This window comes from Dysgonomonas sp. HGC4 (assembly GCF_001261715.1).
Classification (GTDB): domain Bacteria; phylum Bacteroidota; class Bacteroidia; order Bacteroidales; family Dysgonomonadaceae; genus Dysgonomonas_A.
On sequence record NZ_CVRU01000092.1, the window covers coordinates 23,645 to 41,281 of the forward strand.

The window sequence follows — 17,637 nt, forward strand, 5'->3', positions numbered from 1 at the left end:
GAGCAAAATGAAAAAGATATATTATATATTACTCCTACTTATTCTACCATTGGCAGGATGTAGTGATTTTTTGGAACAGGATAATAAATCGAATGTTCCGAGAGACGAATTTTATGGAACGGCAGCAGGTTACGAAAGCCTGATAAATACTGTATATTCTTCTTTACGTGCAATATATGGAATAGAGCCTTGGATTTTTTCTGCAGGAACAGATTTGTATGCGGCAGGTCGGAATAAAGTACCCGATGGATTAGGAACCTATAAAGGATTATTGGATTCCGATTCGGATGTTACAAAATTCTATAAAAACTGTTATGCAGGCATTCAGTTGGCAAACACGGCTATTTATTATGCAGATCATACTGCGAAAACAGATAAATTAGAGCAATATAAAGCTGAAGCCCGATTTATTCGTGCCTATTACTATTATTTGATGGTTCAACATTTTGGAGGCGTGTCTCTTGTAACAGATATGATAGACTCTCCGATAGTAGCATTTGAGCGCAATTCGGCAACGGATACATATGCTTTCATAATTTCTGAAATGGAAGATCTCAAAAATACTTTACCAGCCAAAACAACTCTGTTTGGAAAGGTTGATCAAAGGACTGTGAATCATTTTCTAGCTAAAACGTATTTATGTCGTGGTTACGAGGCGTTTGGTACGGTAGCAGATTTCTCTAAAGCTGCCGAATATGCTGATTTAGCAATAGGTGGACAAGCATTATCTATTAGCTTTATTGATTTGTTTTGGCCTACTAACGAAAAGAATAACGAAGTAATATGGTCTGTACAGTACGATGCATCGTCAATATCTGATCCAAGTAACGATGGAAATATGCAGCAAGCATTTTTCGGCACGTATCTGGGTGGAGTTGAAGATGGACACAAGTACACAACATCAACACTTACTCCTACTATTCGTTTACATCAATTGTTCACTAAAGGCGATACTCGTTACGAAGGCACATTTATGGTTCAATTGTATAATAGTTATTATGACTTATATACTAAGACCAGTCTGTTGAACACAACTAAGGTACTGTATTATTATCCGCCCGTGTGGGAAGTTGCAGATACTGCAGCGTGGCGTGCAGCAAACCCTGCTACAAGGGCTAAAACAATTATTATACCCATGCAGGAAAATACACTTACAGTATCAGGCAAGCCTACTACTTATACCGCAGCAATGTCTGGCGATGTATATGGTGTAGCCGTAGTACGTAAGTTTGACGATCCTACTTCTGTATTCAGTACCAAAAGCAGTACGAGAGATGTGGTGTTGGCACGTGTTGGCGAAAGTTATTTGGTTGCCTGCGAAGCTTACTTAAAAGCAGGTAATAAGGCAAAAGCTGTGGAACGAATAAATGCCGTTCGGAATCGTGCTGCTGCATCAGGTTATAATATGAGCATAACAGAATCTGAATTGACCATCGATTTTATTCTGGATGAGAGAGGACGAGAACTTGCAGGTGAATACCATAGATGGATGGATTTGAAGCGTACAGGTAAACTGATTGAATATGCTGTGAAATACAATCCAAATATTATTGGTGCCGAATATTTTAAAGGCGTAGATGGACAAAATAAAATATTACGTCCAATACCTTTATCAGCAATCAATCTGAATCATGCAAAAGTAGAACAGAACCCCGGATACTAATCATTTTAGTGTCTATTAGATAAAAATCGTAAAGGGTAATATATTATTTACCCTTTACGATATTAACCCAATTTTTGATCTTATGAAAAAACTTATTTTACTCTGCCTGTTATTTACTTCATTGGTTATTTTCGCTCAAGGTGAACATGATATTGTTGTAGACCGTAATGGACGAGGACATTTCCGTACCATTCAGCAAGCCATAGATTCAGTTAGGGCATTTGATCCTGCTGGACCTGTAACAATCTATATTCGAGCAGGAGTTTATAAAGAGAAATTGGTTCTTCATTCATATCTTACAAATGTGACACTGTTGGGTGAGGATATGGAAAACACCATCATCACTTATGACGATCATGCTAATATAAATAAGATGGGAACATTCAAAACATATACGTTCCTTATTCGTGGAAATGATATTACAGTGGAGAATCTTACCATCGAAAACTCATCTCTTCAACTAGGGCAAGCTGTAGCTTTGCATGTAGAAGGAGATAGAGTTATATTCCGTAAATGCCGTTTCTTAGGGCATCAGGATACTATTTATGCCGGAAAGCAAGGACAAAGACAATACTTTGAAGATTGTTACATTGAAGGTACTACCGACTTTATTTTTGGACCATCTACATGTTGGTTCGAGCGTTGCGAAATCTATTGCAAGAAGAATTCTTATATCACGGCAGCTAATACTCCTGAGGATATAGAATATGGATATATTTTCAATAATTGTACAGTAAAATTAGCCGAAGGGGTTAACGAAATGTATCTAGGTCGTCCATGGCGTGCTTATGCTATGACACTATTTATGAACACCCAACTACCTAAAGGTATTAAGCCTGAAGGTTGGGATAATTGGAGAAATCCAGAGAATGAAAAAACAGCCCGCTATATGGAGTACAACAACTCGGGAGAAGGTGCGAATACCTCAGGACGAGTAAAGTGGGCAAAAATATTAACGAAGAAAGAAGCAGAGAAATATACAATTGCCAATGCCCTAAAAGGATGCGACAATTGGAATCCGTCAATAAATAATAAACAATAAGGTCTCAGACCTATTTGTTGCTTTGGTAATTCTAATAGTCTGTTGTGACTTTTGGATAGATCATTACATACTTTCATTTACTTAAAAGAATTGAGCCTTTAAAAACGTTTAACTATGAAGAAGACATTCTTACTCATTATATTTTCGCTATCACTATTGGCTTTAGAAGCTAAAGTTTACAATATGCAAACTTTGGGTGCTGATGTGACGGGAAAGAAACTCTGCACAGATTTAATCAATAAAACAATTAAAAAAGCTGCATCGGAAGGTGGAGGAACTATTTATTTCCCTGCCGGAAATTACTTGACAGCTGCCATTCATTTGGAAAGTAATATAACCTTGGATTTGGAGTCGGGTGCTGTACTCAGTTTCTCTGACAGATTCGAAGATTATCTACCTTTCGTAAAAGTACGTTGGGAGGGTGTGTTTATGAATAGTCTGTCACCTCTGATTCATGCCGAGAAGGTCGAAAATATCACTATCAAAGGTCGTGGAAAGATAGACGGACAAGGTTTCAAATGGTGGGACGAGTCAAGACGTTTCATAAATGAGATTAATGCAACTGGAAAAACTTCGTCTACCAACCAATTGCAACAACAATGGCTGGATGCTAATAAAGATATAAAGGTTTCGCCTTATTATGAGAAGACTCTAGAGCGTAAATTCTTCCGTCCTCCTTTTATCCAGTTTTTGGAGTGTAAGAATATCCACATAGAGGGTATTACCATTGTAAACTCACCTTTCTGGACAATCAATCCTATTGGATGCGATGATATTGTGATACATGGTGTAACAATTAATAACCCGTCGAGTAATCCTAAAGGACATAATACGGATGGAATTAATCCCGAATCGTGTCGAAATGTACGTATCTCGGATTGTTTTATAAGTGTAGGTGACGATTGTATTACCATTAAATCGGGACGTGATGAGGATGGTCGCATATACGGCAGACCTTGTGAAAATTTAACCATAACAAATTGTGTAATGCTTGCCGGACATGGAGGTGTTGTTATTGGTAGCGAAATGTCGGGAGGGGTAAAAAAAGTTACTATTTCTAATTGTGTTTTTAACGGAACAGATGCAGGTATCCGCTTAAAATCGTCGAGAGGTCGTGGTGGTATTGTTGAAGAAATAAGAGTTACCAATATTGTGATGAATAATATTCAACGCAATGCTTTTATCTTCGACTTATTCTATGATAAAGATTCTAAGGAAGAGCCTGTTTCTGATCGTACACCTGTATTTCGTAATGTGCATATTAGTGATGTTACGGGGAGCGATGTCAAAAAGGTGGGCTATATAACGGGTATTAGTGAAATGCCAATATCTGAAATTTCATTTTCGAATATAAATATGACTGCAGATGAAGGGTTCACTGCTAAAACAGCAACCAATATTCAATTTCACAATGTCGATTTAGCAGTGAAAAAAGGTGCATCTTTTGCTTTTGATGACTGTAAAAACATTGTTTTGAATAATGTAAGATCGAAAGCTCCATTAAGCAATCAGCCGATTGTTGAATTGACCAATGTCGATAATGTTTTAGTAAATAACTGTTTTCAATTAGTTCCCACTGATATCTTCTGTCAGATAAAGAACAGTAATGTTATATGGGGAAATAATTTTTTGAATAATGTAAAAACACCAAGATTAGATAAATAAAGTTACAGACTTTTCTATTGTCTTAGTCTGTATAATGTCAATTGCCTATTAATATTATGAGATATTGTAAATTATTTATCAGTTCATTGCTTCTTTGTTCTCTTTTCTTAGGGGGAACTCTTAGTGCTCAAATTAAGATTCTAACTATTGGCGACTCAACTATGGCGAACTACGATGAGGACAAGAATAGTGGAGAAAAAGAAATGAGAGGGTGGGGACAAATGCTGCCTTTGTTTCTCGAAGGTAATATTCAATCGGTGAATACTGCTAAAAACGGACGAAGCTCAAAATCATTTTATTATGAGTTTTGGCAGAATCTACGTAATAGTCTAAAGCCGGGCGATTATGTTTTTATACAGTTTGGGCATAATGACGAGAAAGCCAATGGATTGGATACAGACCCGAATGATGAAACCGGGCGCGGTACTGCTGCTTGGGGACAATATCAAGGCTATCTTAAAAGATATATAGACGAATCGCGTGAGAGGGGTGCTATACCTATTCTATTTACTCCTATTGTAAGGCGATTATTCGATGAAAATAATCAAATCACGGGTCAAGGATTGCATAGCTTGACGGAGCTGGCTCCTGACGATTCAACAATGAACTATCCTATGGCGATGCGGTCTCTTGCCCTTGACCTATCGGTTCCTTTAGTGGATATGACACTGCTGACACAGAAGATGGTTTTAGAATATGGTGCAGAAAAGTCGAAAGAGATAATCTACGCTAATAACGATAATACTCATCTTAAAGCAATGGGTGGAATATTGTATGCTAGATTGGCTGTTGAGGATTTAATGAGGCAAGGCATATTGACTGATTACCTAACATTGTCGTCCGATATAAATATAAAACCATCAGAAGGAGACTTCGGATCGCAGTTTTTAGGAAAATCGACGGTGAAGATGTTTACATTACAAGGATTAAATCTTAATCCAAAATCGGGAACAATAAAACTGTCAGTAGAGTCGCCATTCGAATTATTGACCACCAAAAAAGGAAACACTCAAAAGGAATTGTCAATATCGTATACCGATGGTAATTTAAGCAATCCTATTTTTGTTAAATTTAGTCCGAACAAAGTCCAAAAATATAAGGGTGAGTTGATATTATTGGTCGATGATAAAGTACATCAAAAAATAGAGATAAAAGGTGACGGTATTTCCATAAAAGGTGCAAAAAAAGTGCAAACCGACTGGTCTGTAATCCGTCGGGATACCCCATTAATAAAGGATAATATTGAAGTAAGAGCTAAGACTGTAGGTCTAAAGTTCATAGACCATAATAACGAAGAGTTATTAACCACATTGGATAATAAATGGCCTGTAGGAGATATTGATCTGAATGCTTCTCGTTATTTGGAGTTAGCAATAACAGCACCAAAAGGCACATTGTATTTAGACTCATTAAGTTTCGAAATGGGAGCTGTTGGTGGCAAATATATGACTTTTACAGCCTTGGCATCTATAGATCGAAGTTTCTCAGAAAGCGAAGATATTGCAGTGATGGACGATTTACCCAATGAGAAATTCAAAACATATACATTCAATAAAGTCTTGAAGATACCTCAAGGGGACACATTTTATATTCGGTTTTATCCTTGGTGTAAGATGGAGGCGTCAGATAAATATATTAATCTAAAGAATTTTCAGATCAAAGGACTGCTGTTCGATTATAATTAATTAGGAATGAAAAGACTACTAATAGTATCTATCGCTTTTATTTCCCTGTGTTTGTTTTTTGCAGGAACAAAAAGACCTCTCCATATATTTATGGCAGGAGATTCTACTATGGCACTTAAACCTTTGTATAAAAATGTGTGGGATAGTATTGCTGGTGACAGTATTAAGGAAGCTTTTCCCGAACGAGGATGGGGGCAACTGCTACCGGATTTTTTTAATGAAAATGTAGTAATAGAGGATTATGCTCAAAATGGGAGAAGTTCGCGCACCTTTATAGAACAAGGATGGTGGCAGAAAATTATAGACAATGTACAAAAGGGAGATTATGTGGTTATTCAGTTTGGACATAACGATTCGGCAGAAGATCGCCCCGATCGTTATACTCCACCCAAACAATATGCTGAAAATCTTTCACGCTTTGTAGACGAAGTGAAAGCAAAGGGAGGAAAACCCATTATTTGTACTTCGGTTGTAAGGAGACGTTTTGATGCGAAAGGAACGTTTCTTGATTCGCATGGAGAGTATGTAGAATTAGCTCGGCAAGTAGCCAAACATAAAAATGTAGAGATGATAGATATGTATGAAAAGAGTAAGGATTTGTTGATTAATATGGGAAAAGATCAGTCAGCATCATTATTCTTGCATATCGAAGCCGGAGAAAATAAAATCTTTCCGGATGGAAAAATAGATAATACTCATTTCAAAGAAAATGGGGCGCGAATAATGGCATCGTTATTTGTAGAGGGATTAAAAGAGAACCGAATTAAATCTTTGACAAAAGAGCTAAGGTCTCAACCTATTGTATTGCATTAATTGGCGTAATATGCAGATGATGTTATGTCTATAAAATATATCAGTAAATTTTTTTAATTGCTTAAAACAATGAAAATAATCAAAAGAAGCATACTTGGCTTATTGCTATGCTGCGTAATGTCGGGTATGAATGCTCAAAATAGTATTTCTAAAACATGGGTTGCCGATCTGGGTAATGGTTCTTATAAAAATCCGATTTTGTATGCTGATTATTCCGATCCCGATGTTTGTCGGGTTGGTGATGATTACTATATGACAGCATCTAGTTTTAACTGTGTACCGGGATTACCAATACTTCATTCGAAGGATTTAGTGAATTGGACTGTTATTGGTTATGCTATTGATAAACTGACCCCCGATTCTATCTTCTCGAAAGTAGAGCATGGCGGCGGAGTTTGGGCTCCTGCTATCAGATACCATAAAGGTGAATTCTATATTTACTATGGAGATCCCGATCAAGGAATATTTATGACTAAAACAAAAGATCCGGCAGGTACATGGGAACCTCTTGTGATGGTGAAGGAAGGAAAAGGTCTGATAGATTCTTGTCCGATTTTTGACGATAATGGAGATGTGTACTTAGCTCATGCTTATGCAGGTAGTCGTGCAGGGATAAAAAGTCTTTTGGCTGTAACAAAACTTACTCCCGATGGGACGAAAGCTGTAGGCGAATCACGTATTATTTATGACGGACACGATCTAGATCCTACAATTGAAGGACCAAAGTTCTATAAACGTAATGGATATTATTACATATTTGCTCCTGCAGGTGGTGTTGCTACAGGTTGGCAATTGGCGTTGAGGTCGAAAGATATATTTGGGCCTTATGAGCGAAAAGTGGTGATGGATCAGGGAAAAACACCCATTAACGGACCACACCAAGGAGCATGGGTAGATACTCAAACAGGTGAAGATTGGTTTATACATTTTCAGGATGTAGGAGCAGTGGGTAGGATTACGCATCTTCAACCGATGGTCTGGAAAAATGATTGGCCTGTAATTGGTGTAGACAAGGATGGCGATGGTTGTGGTGAACCTGTGCTTACATATAAGAAACCCAACGTGGGTAAAACATATCCTATTGCTACACCTGCCGAAAGTGATGAGTTTTCTACCAATACTTTAGGCTTACAATGGCAATGGCATGGTAACCCTCAATCGTGGTGGCATTTTGCGAATAAAGAGCAAGGCTGTTTGAATTTGTATTCAGTGCCTATTATAGACGATTATAAAAGTTTGTGGGACGTTCCGAATCTTCTCTTGCAAAAGATTCCTGCCCCTGACTTTACTGCTACAATGAAACTGACTCTAAAACCTGAACCTCGATTTACAGGAGAAAGAACAGGATTAGTAGTTATGGGCTTAGATTATGCCTTACTATCCTTTGAGAATACTCCTGATGGATTTGTACTTTCTCAATCGGAATGTATAAATGCAGAAAAAGGAACAAAAGAGTCGGTTAACTCATCTGTAAATCTAAAAGATGCTACTGTTTATTTACGCGTGAAAATGACTTCGGGAAACAAATGTATATTCAGTTACAGCACTGATGGCAAAAAATATATAACATTAGGTAATGAGTTTAAAGCGAAAGAAGGTAAATGGATTGGTGCTAAGATTGGCACATTCTGCTCTCGTCCTATTCCCAAGAACGATGGTGGAAGGGTCGATGTAGACTGGTTTAGGTTGGAAAAATAATCAACATTGATTATTAATTTTTTTTATCTAGTTATGGTTATTAAGAGCGGAGGTTTGTAAAGTAGTTTTACCTCTGCTCTTAATTCATTTAGAAAATAGCTTATGAGACATTTATTTATAGTAGTCATTTTTTTGTTAGTGGGGAGTGTGCTGCCTGCTCAGGTTATAATTGATGGCATACCTCGTGATACATCTTTTACGGTTTACAATACCTATATAAAAGAACGTAAGAAGCGTCCGTATATAAAAATAGTGAGGCCTCACTTGCCTGATAATGTTATTGCAAAGGAAGGAATAATATATTCCAGACCTTCTGCAAACAGATCTTTGCATCTCAATCTTTATCGCCCCGATGATAAAAAGAAATACCCTGCTTTATTGATGATACATGGAGGAGGCTGGAGTTCGGGCGATTTATCGCTGCAAATTCCAATGGCACAACAAATAGCTGCTAAGGGGTATGTTACCATTCCGGTAGAATACAGGTTATCTCCCGAAGCCCTTTATCCGGCAGCGGTGAACGATCTTAAAACAGCTCTTCGCTGGATGCGTGCTAATGCAGATCAATATGGTATTGATACAACCCGAATAGCTATATCAGGCTGCTCGGCAGGGGGACAACTTGCAACCTTATTAGGTGTAACTAATGGGCAGGAGACCAATGAAACAGTAATAGAGGAATATCCAAACCATACAAGTAAGGTACAAGCTGTGATAAACATAGATGGAGTTTCGGATCTTACAACAAAAGAATCTCTTGATGGAGTTTTGGACGCGATCTCGAAAAATAAAGTATCTGCCTCTCTCAAATGGTTTGGAGCTACTTATGAGGAGAATAAAGATCTTTGGATAGAGGCTTCACCCGTTTATTGGGTTACGAAAGAGTCTGCTCCTGTATGTTTTATAAATAGTTCTATACCTAGGTTTCATGGTGGGCGCGATGAGCTGATAGAGAAACTGGCGGAGTATAATATTAGTACCGAAATACATTCTTTACCCGATACACCTCACCCCTTTTGGTTATTCGAACCATGGTTTGAGCCAACAGTAAAGTATATGACCGATTACTTAAATAAAGTATTCTAGGTATTGCGAAGGTGTTTTGCTTAAAAGTCGATGTATCAATAATCTGATGTAATATTTTTCTGTTAAACTTTAAACCAATGCTTGTCTGCTCGGATTTAAATAACGTTCTTTGTGCTTATAAAGAATGATTCTAGATAAGAAGCTGAAACAATGGCAAATTTAAGTAAAGTCTTAGCGGTTGCTGAAACTTCATATATAATAAGAAAGGGATTAGTATACACTCTATCTCAATTACCTATCGTTTCGAAGGTGGTTGAACTGAAAGAATTGGAGGATATTAATTATCAGCTTGGAATATTGAAACCGGATGCTGTACTCATCAATCCGATGTTATTAGGGCATACGCACAAAGGAGATGTAAGACAACATTTAAATATTGAGAAACATATACCTTTGATTGCATTGGTGTACAATATGATAGATGAGCGATTCTATCAGTCCTACGATGCTGTGATCAGAATAAACGATTCGGAATCTAAGATTGAAGAAGTACTCTCGGCATGTCTGAATAAAGATATATCAAAAGTTTCGGATCAGAGCGAATTAAGTGACCGTGAAAAAGAAATATTAATAAGTATTGTAAAGGGAATGAGCAACAAAGAGATTGCCGAACACCACAATATATCAATACATACAGTTATTACACACAGACGAAATGTAGGGCGAAAGTTAGAGATACATAGTGTTTCGGGACTTACAATCTATGCAATATTAAATAAATTAGTGGACATTAAAGACATAAAATTATGAGCAATATAACGGTAAAATATAGTAAGGCAATGAAAATGTCGGATCTTATTGATGCTGATTACAAATTATTGCTTTTGTTGACTCGCCTTAAATTTTCGTTAGGATTTGGTGATAAAAGTGTTGGTGCTGTTTGCGAGCAATACAATTTTGATGCTGAATGTTTTTTGTTCTTGGCAAATATTCAGTCAAACAAGCCTATCATGAATGTGCAAGAAGTCTTTAACAAGCTTCCTCTACAACCCTTTCTGTATTACTTGAAATGCTCTCATGAGTATTTCTTGGAAAGTAGATTGCCTAATATCAGAAGGAAATTGAAGCTGATCTTTTCGGAAGAAGAATCGAGCCTCGAAAAATTGGTGTTAGACTTCTTTGATAATTACAAGAAAGAAGTATATGATCATATGAAGTACGAAGACAATACGGTATTTCCATATGTTCAGTCTTTAATGAATAAGTCGAATGAAGATAAATACTCTATCAATATCTTTGAAGAGCGACACAATAATATAGAAGAAAAGATTGCCGATTTGAAACGTATCTTGCTTAAATATGTATCAGGAGTGAAAGACCAATCTTTAATGACTAATATTTTGCTTGAACTATATATGTCGGAAGAAGAATTAGCATCGCATACTTTTATCGAAGATAGCCTTGTTATCCCTCGTGTGAAAACAATAGAGAAAGGTGTTCTTTAATACATAACACTAAATGGATTTAGATATAAAGAGTCAGTATTTAATAAATACTGACTCTTCTATTTTTTTTAGAAATCAGAATATAGTCCTATACTATTACCTTCTGAGTCAATAAAGACTGAAAAATAACCTCTGTTGTCTGCTTCAATTTTAGTTTTGGGAATAGTTATCTTACCTCCATTTATTTCTACTAAGGATAGAGAAGTCTCCATGTTCTTACAATTCAAGCTAATTAGGACACCATCTTTTGAGGGTTTAAAGTGGTCTGACCATGAGATGGCACCGGGACATACGCCATCTTCTTCGGGAAAGAATGCCATTTTCTCTTTGCCCCAATCGCAGACGGTGAATTGAGTATTGAGTACTGATTGATAAAATTTGATAGCTCTGTCTAGATCTACTGCGGGGATTTCAAAAAATGCAATTAAATTTTTCATAAAATCTGATTTTAGTGAGAAGTTTGATTTTCTCTGTTTGATTTTACAAAAGTAGGATTGTGTATTACTGTAAACTTGTAAAAAAAAGACATTTGCTAAAGTGTCGAAAAATAGTCGGAGTAAGGTGAGCATTTTGCCACAAATTCGGAAGGTGTGCAACCTGAAAAGGCTTTGAACTCTTTTATAAGATGAGGCTGATCGTAATAACCGCATTCAAAAGCCAATTGGGTAAGACTTATCTGAGGGGTTGTTTGTAAAACGTATAACGCTCTTTGAAAGCGGATAATTCGTGTAAATTCTTTAGGCTTGGCACCCACATGCTCAGTAAATATACGCGTGAATTGTTTATAACTGAGACAAGCTGTATCTGATAAGGTAGTGACGTCTATTTGTGGTTGGTTGTTAACGGCTTCAATTGCTGTAGCTATTCGTTTATAGTTGTAGTGATCAAAAGAATGTAGTTGCTTTATAAAATGTCTCTCTATAAGTTCAATAGATAATTTACTGTCTCGAATGTCTTGTATCCGATTAGCTAATTCTTGCAGTGAAATATCTCCAATGTCATTTACTGAAATACAATTATTGAAAAACTCACTCATAGGTAGAGGGAAGAAGGTTCTGGCTCCGAAAGGTTGAAAAACCACAACTATCATATCTACATTTCCGGTTGAGGTAAGTTCTGTAAATTCGGTGGATATCCCTCCGATAAATGATCGGGGCTGTAGCTCTTTGGTAGTCTCCGAAAACATTCTGCTTCCTCTGTGAAAGATGAGGTTGATACAACCAACAGGAATGCTCGTTTCTGATATTACGGAAACAGTATTTACTTTCAATAACCAGTAATACCTGATGTAGGGAGCTAGTGCAGGTGATGGATATATAATATTGAAAGTCTCCATAACAGATTAGAATATAGTAATTAGCAGAACTTCAAAGTTAGAAGATAATTTGTTTTTGTAATTGTATAAAAAGGACATTTAAATTTTAGATAGAAAAAGAGCTTATTTCAATTAGAAATAAGCTCTTTTTGCTTTATGTATTTAAGCTCTTAACTTAAAATCCTCTGATTGCTTTGATTCCAGGAAGAACTTTACCTTCGATAAATTCAAGTAAAGCACCACCACCTGTTGATACATAAGAAACTTGATCAGCAAGACCAAATTTATTTACACATGCAACAGAGTCGCCACCTCCTACAAGAGAGAAAGCACCGTGTTTAGAAGCTTCGGCAATAGCTTTAGCAACTACTTCAGATCCGTGAGCAAAATTGTCGAATTCAAATACTCCAACAGGACCATTCCAAAGAATAGTTTTAGAGTTTTTGATAACTTCCGAAAATTCAGCTTCACCTTTAGGACCAATATCAAAACCAGACCACCCGTCAGGAATTGCATTAGCTTCTGCAAACTGAGTATTAGCGTCGTTGCTGAATTTGTCTCCTAATTTAGCGTCGCTAGAAAGTATTATGTTTACGTTGTTAGCTTTCGCTTTAGCCATAATTTCTTTAGCCAACTCTAGTTTGTCATCTTCACAAAGAGAGTTACCAATTTTTCCACCTTTAGCTTTTTCGAAAGTAAATGCCATACCACCACCGATGATAAGGTTGTTTACTTTAGAAAGTAGGTTTTCGATAATATCGATTTTAGAAGAAACTTTAGATCCTCCGATGATTGCAGTAAATGGACGTGCAGGATCTAGCATGATCTTATCTACAGCATCAATTTCTTTTTGCATCAAAAATCCAAACATTTTATGTTCTGCATCAAAATAATCAGCGATCAATGCTGTTGAAGCATGAGCACGGTGAGCAGTACCAAATGCATCGTTCACATAAACGTCAGCATAAGAAGCTAAAGTTTTAGTGAAATCTTTTTGTTTTTCTTTGATTGCTTTTTTAGCAGCAGCTTTTTCGTCATCCGAAGCATCATCAGCTAAACCTCTTGGTTTGCCTTCTTCTTCAGCATAAAAACGAAGATTTTCTAACAAAAGAGCCTCTCCTGGTTGTAGAGCAGCAGCTTTCATAGCAGCTTCTTCACCAGCACAGTCATTCGCAAATTGAACATCAACACCTAAAAGTTTAGATACGTGTCCAAGAATGTGTTTCAATGAATATTTGTCTTCAACTCCTTTAGGACGACCCAAGTGCGATGCAATGATGGGGCTACCTCCGTCAGCAAGAATTTTTTTCAAAGTAGGAAGAGCTGCACGGATACGTGTGTCATCAGTGATGTTGAAATTAGCATCAAGAGGCACATTAAAGTCAACTCTCACAAATGCCTTTTTACCGGCAAAGTTGAATTTGTCAATTGTTATCATAACTGTTTGTAATTAAAAATATTTGGTTTTTATCGTTTTAGCTTTTCCTAAGTGGGTTTTGAATCCAAAGGGACACAAATATACAAAATTATGTTTGAAGATATTTTTTGTTCTATTACAAAAACATCTAAGTAATGTGAAATATTTAATGTCCTATTTTATAATTATAATTATCTCCGCCTATTATATGAGTGAAAGTGGTAAAAAGGTTTGAGACCTTAATAAAAGTAAAACAAGATTCATTATGTACTGATAATTGGATTTATTGACTATTTTTACGCCTAATCGTTAGAGGGATGGTTATTTATTGTGTCATGTTGTACCTTGGTAGAAACATATAGACATATTTTCTGTAATAATAGATTTTCTAGAAGTTGATCATGCAACTTTTTATGAGGATTTTTATAGGCTTGAAAAGGCACATTCACAATGGATTTGTTGAGTTTGGGAATGATTTGGAAATAGTATGGATGGCTTAATCTTTTTTAACGACAAAATATTCATTCTGACATTTAACATTTATAAATTTGTCACGCTTTTAACGAAAAACAAAAAATAACAATATAATATTTTCTACTTATGGCTCAAGTTGATATTCGAGAATTAAATGAACGTATAGAGAGTAAGAGTGCGTTCGTTAATATGATAATGATGGGTATGGACAAGGTGATTGTCGGACAAAAGCATTTGGTCGAATCACTATTGATCGGACTATTATCTGATGGTCATATATTGTTGGAAGGTGTACCCGGATTGGCAAAAACGCTTGCAATCAAAACACTAGCTTCGTTAATTGAGGCAGATTATCACCGTATTCAGTTTACCCCCGACTTGTTGCCTGCCGATGTTGTCGGTACTATGATATACAGTCAAAAGAACGAAGAGTTTCTTATCAAGAAAGGACCTGTATTTGCTAATTTCGTATTAGCGGATGAGATTAACCGTGCTCCAGCTAAAGTACAAAGTGCTTTACTTGAGGCTATGCAGGAACGTCAGGTAACTATTGGCGAAACTACATTGAAATTACCAAAACCATTCTTAGTAATGGCAACTCAAAACCCGATAGAGCAAGAAGGTACATATCCATTACCAGAGGCTCAGGTAGACCGTTTTATGTTGAAAGTGGTAATTAACTATCCTAAGAAAGAAGAAGAAAAACTAATTCTTCGTCAAAATATCAATGACGCTTACGAAGAAGTAAAACCAGTATTGAAAGCTGATGAAATACTTGAAGCTCGTAAAGTTGTAAAGGATGTATATTTGGATGAAAAAATAGAGAAATATATTGTTGATATTGTATTTGCAACACGTTTCCCTGCTGATAATGGTCTTCCATCGTTGAAGAATATGATTGCATTTGGTGCTTCACCTCGTGCATCTATCAGTTTAGCACTAGCTTCAAGAGCTTATGCATTTATCAAACGTAGAGGATATGTAATTCCCGAAGATGTAAGAGCTGTTGCTCACGATGTATTACGTCACCGTATCGGTCTTACATACGAAGCGGAAGCAAGTAATACTACTTCTGACGAGATTGTTAGCGAAATCCTAAACAAAATAGAAGTTCCTTGATCCTCGGTTGGATAATAACCGATACAAAACGAGTATCCTTTTATTATAGCATTGCAACATATTAAAGTTGCGATGCTGACCAAAGCAATAAAAAGGTCTGTGACCTTAAAGAAAACGTAGGAGATGGAAACAAGTGAATTACTAAAGAAAGTACGTCAGATAGAAATCAAAACTCGGGGATTGTCTCGCAATATTTTTGCTGGACAATATCACTCTGCTTTTAAAGGCAGGGGGATGGCTTTCTCGGAGGTAAGGGAATATAATTATGGAGATGATATTCGCGATATTGATTGGAATGTGACTGCCCGATATAATAAGCCTTTCATCAAAATTTTTGAAGAAGAGCGCGAAATGACGGTAATGTTGCTGGTTGATGTTTCCGGAAGTCTCGACTTTGGAACTCAGAATGCGACTAAACGCGATATCATTACTGAAATTGCGGCGACCTTATCTTTCTCGGCTATTCAGAATAATGATAAGATAGGAGTAATATTCTTTACCAATAAAATAGAGAAGTTTATACCTCCTAAAAAAGGAAAGAAACACATTCTATACATAATTCGTGAACTTCTCGATTTTCAACCCACTCATACACAAACCGATCTTACTATGGCATTGAAGTTTTTGACTAATGCCATAAAAAAGAGATGTACAGCTTTTTTGATCTCCGATTTCCTGGATGTGTTTGATTATCAGAATGCTTTAACTATCGCTAACCGTAAGCACGATCTTGTGGCATTGCAAATATATGATAAGCTTGAAGTTGAACTGCCTTCGGTTGGATTGATGAAGATGGTTGATGCCGAAACTCAGGAAGAAACTTGGGTTGATACCTCTTCTAAAAAAGTAAGAGAGCGTTATAATAGGCATTATCAAAAAATGTTGTTTGAGGTTCAGCAATCTTTCACAAAGAGTAGGGTAGATAACGTTTCTATGAGTACAGATCAGGATTATGTGAAAGGTCTTTTGACTTTATTTCAAAAACGAAACTATATGAGATGATAATTCCCTTTTGCAGTTTTGTGCATTTAAGGTAAAATTATCATTCTTACCAAAGTAATAAAATAGGTCTTAGACCTTAAATTATGTCAGAATATTTATGTTAAGGAAAAAAATATTAATACTAACTATTCTATTAAGTTGTATTTCTATACAGTTTTCAGTTGTTGCTCAACGATCAACAGCTAAAGCAACTGTACAACCTTATGAAATAGCAATAGGACAGCAAGCTACTATTAGTTTAGAAGTTATTGCACCCAAAGGACGGCAAGTGGTAATGCCTGTTTTTGCCGATACTTTGGTAAGTGGAGTAGAGGTACTTGCAATGCTTAAGCCTGATACTATCTATGCACATGAAGTAATGACTATAACTCAAAAGTATATAGTTACTTCGTTCGATTCAGCCTTGTATCACATACCATTTATACCGGTTATAGATGGTAAGGATACGATAGAATCAAATGGATTTGGACTGAAGGTAGTATCGCCTAATCTATCGGAAGCAACATTGAGTTATCTGGAGCAATTAAATACGCAACAGACCGATTCAATAGAGTTTGACAAATTAGGAGTTTATGATATAAAAGCGATCCAAACACCACCTTTCGTTTGGCAGGATTATCTTATCTATATAGGTATAGGTTTACTTATACTCTTAATTTTGGCTGCGATAGGAATCGGTATATATATGTATATACAGAAAAAGAAGAAAGGATACTATTTCAAACCAGTTGTTGTTGAACCTCCACACGTTATAGCTTTGCATGCTTTAGACCATGTGAAAGTAGAGAAACTTTGGCAGCAAGGGAAAGAAAAAGAATACTTTACAGAGGTTACCGATATTTTAAGAAAATATATAGAAGATCGTTTCGGTGTTAGTGCTTTTGAAATGACATCTGATGAGATACTCAATATTGTGAATAATTTCATGATTGCCGATTCTTCTACTGATAGTTTAAAACAGGTATTGAAATTAGCAGATTTAGTGAAGTTCGCTAAATATAAACCATTTCCTGATGAAAACGATTTAAGTTTGGTCAATGCTTATTTGTTTGTAAATCAAACGAAAAAAGAAGAGGTTATAATACCTACTGATCCAAACGAACCTAATCAGGGTAATAATGCCCCACATGAGGAAGAGCCTATAAATTGGCGGATTACCGGCGACAAAGACGGTAAGGAGAATAAATCAACGAATGCTAATAGCTAAAAAATA

General features: G+C 36.3%; 15 protein-coding genes. 12 read left to right on the top strand and 3 right to left on the bottom strand.

Annotated elements, in window-relative coordinates; translation table 11 throughout:
• Positions 1-7: 7 nt before the first annotated feature.
• The 9 genes from HGC4_RS09405 (at position 8) to HGC4_RS09445 (ending at position 11,097) form a co-directional block, all read left to right on the top strand.
• Positions 8-1,663, top strand: a complete 1,656-nt coding sequence (locus tag HGC4_RS09405) for a RagB/SusD family nutrient uptake outer membrane protein (protein ID WP_050709878.1) — start codon at positions 8-10, stop codon at positions 1,661-1,663.
• Between the two features lie 82 nt (positions 1,664-1,745).
• The gene (locus HGC4_RS09410) at positions 1,746-2,705 is read left to right on the top strand and encodes a pectinesterase family protein (RefSeq protein WP_050709879.1); all 960 of its coding nucleotides are present in this window, start codon (positions 1,746-1,748) and stop codon (positions 2,703-2,705) included.
• Between the two features lie 114 nt (positions 2,706-2,819).
• Positions 2,820-4,370, top strand: a complete 1,551-nt coding sequence (locus HGC4_RS09415; protein WP_050709880.1) for a glycoside hydrolase family 28 protein — start codon at positions 2,820-2,822, stop codon at positions 4,368-4,370.
• Between the two features lie 56 nt (positions 4,371-4,426).
• Entirely contained in the window at positions 4,427-6,055 is a 1,629-nt protein-coding gene (locus tag HGC4_RS09420; RefSeq protein ID WP_050709881.1) for a rhamnogalacturonan acetylesterase, read from the top strand.
• A 6-nt stretch (positions 6,056-6,061) separates the two neighbouring features.
• Positions 6,062-6,868 (top strand): rhamnogalacturonan acetylesterase, encoded by an 807-nt coding sequence (locus HGC4_RS09425; RefSeq protein ID WP_082204131.1) that lies wholly within the window; start codon positions 6,062-6,064, stop codon positions 6,866-6,868.
• A gap of 69 nt (positions 6,869-6,937) precedes the next feature.
• Positions 6,938-8,566: a glycoside hydrolase family 43 protein gene (locus tag HGC4_RS09430; protein ID WP_050709883.1), complete on the top strand. Its 1,629-nt coding sequence runs from the start codon at positions 6,938-6,940 to the stop codon at positions 8,564-8,566.
• Positions 8,567-8,668: 102 nt separating this feature from the next.
• Entirely contained in the window at positions 8,669-9,652 is a 984-nt protein-coding gene (locus tag HGC4_RS09435; protein ID WP_050709884.1) for an alpha/beta hydrolase, read from the top strand.
• A 150-nt stretch (positions 9,653-9,802) separates the two neighbouring features.
• Positions 9,803-10,402, top strand: coding sequence for a LuxR C-terminal-related transcriptional regulator (locus HGC4_RS09440; RefSeq protein WP_050709885.1), 600 nt, complete (start codon positions 9,803-9,805; stop codon positions 10,400-10,402).
• Positions 10,399-11,097 (top strand): hemerythrin domain-containing protein, encoded by a 699-nt coding sequence (locus HGC4_RS09445; RefSeq protein ID WP_050709886.1) that lies wholly within the window; start codon positions 10,399-10,401, stop codon positions 11,095-11,097. Before HGC4_RS09440 ends, HGC4_RS09445 begins: the two co-directional genes overlap by 4 nt.
• A gap of 68 nt (positions 11,098-11,165) precedes the next feature.
• Here HGC4_RS09445 and HGC4_RS09450 read toward each other — a convergent pair whose 3' ends face one another.
• The 3 genes from HGC4_RS09450 to pgk form a co-directional block, all read right to left on the bottom strand.
• Positions 11,166-11,534 carry a VOC family protein gene (locus HGC4_RS09450; RefSeq protein WP_050709887.1) on the bottom strand — a complete coding sequence of 123 codons (369 nt, stop codon included), beginning with the start codon at positions 11,532-11,534 and terminating at the stop codon, positions 11,166-11,168.
• Between the two features lie 95 nt (positions 11,535-11,629).
• The gene (locus HGC4_RS09455) at positions 11,630-12,433 is read right to left on the bottom strand and encodes a helix-turn-helix domain-containing protein (protein WP_050709888.1); all 804 of its coding nucleotides are present in this window, start codon (positions 12,431-12,433) and stop codon (positions 11,630-11,632) included.
• Between the two features lie 154 nt (positions 12,434-12,587).
• Positions 12,588-13,850, bottom strand: a complete 1,263-nt coding sequence (pgk, locus tag HGC4_RS09460) for a phosphoglycerate kinase (protein WP_050709889.1) — start codon at positions 13,848-13,850, stop codon at positions 12,588-12,590.
• Positions 13,851-14,429: 579 nt separating this feature from the next.
• Between pgk and HGC4_RS09465 the strand changes: the two genes are divergently transcribed.
• From HGC4_RS09465 to HGC4_RS09475, 3 genes are all read left to right on the top strand, one after another.
• Positions 14,430-15,422 carry an AAA family ATPase gene (locus HGC4_RS09465; RefSeq protein ID WP_050709890.1) on the top strand — a complete coding sequence of 331 codons (993 nt, stop codon included), beginning with the start codon at positions 14,430-14,432 and terminating at the stop codon, positions 15,420-15,422.
• A 123-nt stretch (positions 15,423-15,545) separates the two neighbouring features.
• On the top strand, positions 15,546-16,424 hold the full coding sequence (locus HGC4_RS09470; RefSeq protein ID WP_050709891.1) for a DUF58 domain-containing protein: 879 nt from the start codon (positions 15,546-15,548) through the stop codon (positions 16,422-16,424).
• Between the two features lie 97 nt (positions 16,425-16,521).
• A complete protein-coding gene (locus tag HGC4_RS09475) occupies positions 16,522-17,631 on the top strand; it encodes a hypothetical protein (RefSeq protein ID WP_050709892.1) in 1,110 nt (369 codons plus the stop codon).
• The last annotated feature ends 6 nt before the right edge of the window (positions 17,632-17,637 follow it).